This window comes from Massilia sp. P2_C2 (genome assembly GCF_056404615.1).
The window spans coordinates 1-3,933 of sequence record NZ_JBFUDR010000436.1 but is presented as its reverse complement, the minus strand read 5'-3'; the positions used below and the strand labels follow the sequence as shown (position 1 = coordinate 3,933).

The 3,933-nt window shown below is 65.4% G+C and carries 4 protein-coding genes; all 4 read left to right on the top strand.

Annotated elements, in window-relative coordinates; genetic code table 11:
- Positions 1-9: 9 nt before the first annotated feature.
- Genes AC1DYX_RS28855 through AC1DYX_RS28840 form a run of 4 tightly spaced genes read left to right on the top strand, consistent with a single transcriptional unit; the run spans position 10 to position 3,873 of the window.
- A complete protein-coding gene (locus tag AC1DYX_RS28855) occupies positions 10-114 on the top strand; it encodes a hypothetical protein (protein ID WP_477265303.1) in 105 nt (34 codons plus the stop codon).
- A 10-nt stretch (positions 115-124) separates the two neighbouring features.
- Positions 125-2,098 carry a type VI secretion system Vgr family protein gene (locus AC1DYX_RS28850; protein WP_477265301.1) on the top strand — a complete coding sequence of 658 codons (1,974 nt, stop codon included), beginning with the start codon at positions 125-127 and terminating at the stop codon, positions 2,096-2,098.
- A 7-nt stretch (positions 2,099-2,105) separates the two neighbouring features.
- A complete protein-coding gene (locus tag AC1DYX_RS28845) occupies positions 2,106-2,957 on the top strand; it encodes a hypothetical protein (protein ID WP_477265299.1) in 852 nt (283 codons plus the stop codon).
- Positions 2,958-2,994: 37 nt separating this feature from the next.
- Positions 2,995-3,873: a c-type heme family protein gene (locus AC1DYX_RS28840; protein ID WP_477265297.1), complete on the top strand. Its 879-nt coding sequence runs from the start codon at positions 2,995-2,997 to the stop codon at positions 3,871-3,873.
- Positions 3,874-3,933: the final 60 nt, after the last annotated feature.

Here is a 3,933-nt window from a genome sequence, read left to right as displayed (position 1 = left end):
ACGGTCCTCATCGCCAACATGCCGGCGCTCGACAACGTCTCCAAGTGCATGTGCAACTGGGGCGGCGTGATCGGCTTCACCAACGCCGGTACCGTCAAGACCATGATTCCCTAACGAGCCGCGCATGCCCATCCTGCCTACCCAAACCCACCGCGAAGTCGCCGTCAAGACCGCCCTCGGCGACGACGTGCTGCTGTTCAAGCGCATGCAGTGCAGCGAGGCACTGGGACGCCTGTCGGAGTTTCGCATCGAGCTGGCATCCGAACGCAGCGACATCAAGATCGCCGACGTCCTCGGCACGGACATGACCGTGAGCGTCGACCTGCCGCAAGGCGGGAAGCGCCATTTCCACGGCATCGTGACGCGCTTCGCCTACCAGGGCTGGCGCGACGGCAAGCCATCCTATTTCGCGATCGTGCATCCGGCCCTGTGGCTGCTGACGCGTGCCACCAATTGCCGCATCTTCCAGGAAAAGACGGTACTCGAGATCGTCAAGGCCGTCACCGGCGAGTACGGCGGGGCGATCGCGCTCGACGACGGCCTGCTGTCGTCGACGCCGGCGGCGCGCGAATACTGCGTCCAGTACCGCGAGAGCGACTTCAATTTCGTCTGCCGGCTGCTGGAAGAAGAGGGTATCTATTTCTACTTCACGCATGCGGACGGCAAGCACACGATGGTGCTGGCCGACGGCTACGGCGCGCATGCGACGACGGACGGCTACGACACCATCCGGTTCCGCGACGAGGAAACCGCGCGCGACCCGCTGGAGGAAGCCGTGACGCGCCTGAATCCGGGCGGCGAGATCCAGCCGAGCGTGATGGTGCTGAACGACTTCGATTTCGAGAAGGCGTCGTCCAGCACCAGCGGCGGCCTGCTGGTCAAGGCCAACGTGGCGGCACCGTTCAGCCAGCAGAGCTACGAACACTACGACTACCCCGGCCGCTACACCGTGGCGAACACCGGCAACGGCTATGCGCGGGCGCGCATGGAAGCCCTGCACGGACAGGGCGAACGGATCGAGGCGGCCGGCAATGCGCGCGGACTGACGACGGGTGCGCTGTTCACGCTGTCCGAGCATCCGCGCGACGACCAGAACCGCGCCTTCCTGGTCACGTCGGCCGAGACCGAGATCACCGGCGTCGAATACCACTCGGACGGCAAGCGCGACAGCCTCGACTTCCGCTGCGTCTTCGAGGCGATCGGCAAGGAACACAGCTACCGCGCACCGGCGACGGCGCGCAAGCCGTTCGTGCAGGGACCGCAGACCGCGATGGTGGTCGGCAAGGCGGGCGAGGAGATCTGGACCGACAAGTACGGCCGCATCAAGGTGCAGTTCCACTGGGATCGCCTGGGCAAGACGGACGAGACCAGCTCGTGCTGGGTGCGCGTGCAGCAGGGCTGGGCCGGCAAGGGCTGGGGCATGATGTTCGTGCCGCGCATCGGCATGGAGGTCGTCGTCAGCTTCCTGGAGGGCGATCCGGACCGGCCGCTCGTGACGGGCTGCGTCTACAACGGCGACGCCATGCCGCCGTACACGCTGCCGGACAACCAGACCCGCTCGACCATCAAGTCGAACACGTCGAAAGGCGGCGGCGGCTTCAACGAGATCCGTTTCGAGGACAAGAAGGACAGCGAGGAAATCTTCATCCAGGCCGAGAAGGATTTCAACCGCGTCGTGAAGAACAACGACACGCTGAAGGTCGGCTTCGAGAAGAAGGACAAGGGCGACCAGACGATCCAGATCGCCAACGACCAGAGCCTCGAGGTGGACCACGACCGCAAGGTGCACGTGAAGAACGACCAGACGGTCGCCATCGACAACAACCTGTCCACGACGGTCAAGAACGACGAGACGCGCAAGGTCGACAACAATCAGAGCGTCAAGGTGGGCAACAAGATCGTCGTCGAGGCCAATACGTCGATCGAGCTGAAGGTCGGCAGCAGCAGCATCAAGATCGAGCCGGCCAAGATCACGATCAAGTCGGTGGAAATCGCCGTCCAGTCCGACGCCAACATGGAAATCAAGGCCGGCGCGATGATGCAGGTGAAGTCCGGCGCCGTCATGACCATCGAAGGCGCGCTGGTCAAGATCAATTGAGGATGCCATGCGTGACCGTCTCGTTCTTGCCTGCCTGATGCTGGCGACCTGCGTCGGCCAGGCGCAGGTACAATCCGCGCCGCGTGCCGTGCTCACGCTGGCCGACCAGCCGCCGCGCCTGATCCGCGGCGCGACGGTGTACGACGCGGGCAGCGGCGTCGCCGTGCAGAAGGACGACATTCTCGAGACGGGCGACGCCGGCGCGCAGGTCGAAGCCGGGCCGGACGCCATCGTGGCGCTGGGCCCGCACAGCCGCGCGCTCGTCGCGAACCTGGTGCCGGACGGCAGGTCGCCCGTCGAGATGGAATTGCTGCAGGGCTGGATCAAGGTGGCCGCGAAGGGGCGCCGCGCGACCGTCGTCACGCCCGCGCTGCAGGTGACCGTGCCGTCGGGTTCCACGATCGTGCATGCGGGCGATGGGCTGGAGGCCGTGTTCGCGGAAGAGGGCGAGCAGCAGGTGGCGCGCATGGACGAGAAGGGGAAAGCGGGCACCGTGCTCAAGCTGGGCGCCGAACAGTATGCCGGCCTCGAAGCCGGCAAGCCGCAGCCGGTGGCGGGCCGGCCGCCGCGGGCCTTCGTGGCCGCGCTGCCGCCGGGCTTCCGCGACCACCTGGCGCGCGCGCCGGACGTGGCCAACGCGGGCAAGGTCCAGCCGAAGAAGCAGCGCGAGGCGGAGTACGCCGACGTCGAGGCGTGGCTCGCGTCGACCCTGCCGGCACGCCGGCGCTTCGTGGCGCGCTTCCGCCCGCGCCTGTCCGATGCCGACTTCCGCACGCAGCTCGACCGCGCCCTCGGCCAGAGCCCCGACTGGAAGCCGGTGCTGCACCCGGCCAGGGCGTCGAACAGTACGCTGTTCTGACGCCGGGTCCATGAATTCAATCAGGAGAGAGTAAAACATGAAACTGTCGATCGCCGCCAAATTCAACCTTGTGTTCGTGTCCATTTTTGCCGTCGGCTTCCTCGCCGCCGGCGTCGTCGCGGACCGGCTGCTCAAGGAGAGCGCGCGCGAGGAAACGCTGCAGAACGCCCGCCTGCTGCTGGAAGCGGCCAAGAGCGTGCGCGGCTACACCGCAAGCCAGATCCAGCCGCTGCTGAAAAACCAGATGAAGTTCGAGTTCCACCCGCAGTCGGTGCCGTCGTATTCCGCCGTCGAGAACCTGAACGTGATCCTGAAGTCCTACCCCGACTTCTCGTACAAGGAAGCGACGCTGAACCCGACCAACCTGCGCGACAAGGCGTCGGACTGGGAAGTGGACGTCATCCAGACGCTGCGCAACAAGACCGACATGAAGGAGTTCGTCGGCGAGCGCGACACCGCGACGGGTCATAGCCTGTACATCGCGCGTCCGCTGCAGATCAAGGACCCGGTCTGCCTGGGCTGCCACACGACGGCGGCCGAGGCGCCCAAGACCATGGTCGACATCTACGGTCCGAACAACGGTTTCGGCTGGAAGCTGAACGAAGTGGTCGGCGCGCAGGTGATCTCGGTGCCGATGGCCGTGCCGCTGGCGCGCGCCAATGCCATCTTCAAGACCTTCATGCTGTCGCTGTTCGGCGTGTTCGTCGCCGTCTTCATCGCGCTCAACGTGATGGTGCACCTGTTCGTCACGCGCCGCATCAAGCGCCTGGCCAACGTGGCCGACGAGGTCAGCATGGGCAAGTTCGAGGCCGAGGAATTCGACGTCAAGGGTAGTGACGAAATCAGCGGCCTAGGTCGCTCGTTCAACCGCATGCGCACGAGCCTCAACAGTGCCCTGAAGATGCTGGAAGAGTAACGAACACGTCGCAAAACCTGCTGCGCGTTGCAGATTCGGCCTGCGATGCTCGCTGTACTG

Coding starts and splice junctions, on each gene's coding strand:
- AC1DYX_RS28850 (WP_477265301.1), top strand. CDS start 125: ATGCCCATCCTGCCTACCCAAACCCACCGCGAAGTCGCCGTCAAGACC.
- AC1DYX_RS28845 (WP_477265299.1), top strand. CDS start 2,106: ATGCGTGACCGTCTCGTTCTTGCCTGCCTGATGCTGGCGACCTGCGTC.
- AC1DYX_RS28840 (WP_477265297.1), top strand. CDS start 2,995: ATGAAACTGTCGATCGCCGCCAAATTCAACCTTGTGTTCGTGTCCATT.